The organism is Agrobacterium sp. 10T429 (assembly GCF_056393925.1).
Window position 1 is genome coordinate 1 of the sequence record NZ_JBFTGV010000036.1, and the last position, 502, is coordinate 502.

Consider the following 502-nt stretch of genomic DNA (forward strand, 5'->3'; position numbering starts at 1 on the left):
GGGCTGCGAGGCGTGGTGCCGCGCCATGCCCGACTGAAGTATTCGGGATTCGACCCGATGGGGAACCCGATCGAGCGGGTGGCCGATGGCTTCCATGCGCGCGTGGTGCAGCATGAGTGCGACCACCTGATCGGCGTGCTGTACCCGATGCGGGTGAAGGACTTCACGCGCTTCGGCTTCACCGAGGTGCTGTTCCCGGAGCTGYCGGCGAACTACGACGATTGAGGCGGCTGGCCTCCCTCACCGCTTGCCGGCGAGGGAGGCGCAACCTGACGTCAGAACTTCTCGAACGCCCCCAGGAAGCGCCACTGGCCCGGCGGCAGGTCGCCCAGCACGATGCGGCCCATGCGCACGCGCTTCAGGCCCACCACGCGCAGGCCAACCTGCTCGCACATGCGGCGAATCTGGCGCTTGCGGCCTTCGCGCAACACGAAGCGCAGCTGCTCCTCGTTCTGCCAGCTCACCTTGGCGGGCTTCAGCGGCACGCCGTCGAGCGACAGGC

General features: G+C 68.3%; 2 protein-coding genes. One reads left to right on the forward strand and one right to left on the reverse strand.

The window, feature by feature from the left end; translation table 11 throughout:
* Positions 1-225, forward strand: a 225-nt coding sequence (locus tag AC1DCP_RS26365; RefSeq protein WP_476774865.1) for a peptide deformylase, incomplete at its 5' end; no start/stop codon positions are given.
* A gap of 50 nt (positions 226-275) precedes the next feature.
* Here AC1DCP_RS26365 and AC1DCP_RS26370 read toward each other — a convergent pair.
* The coding region (locus AC1DCP_RS26370; protein WP_476774866.1) for a pseudouridine synthase family protein at positions 276-502 on the reverse strand (227 nt) is incomplete at its 5' end.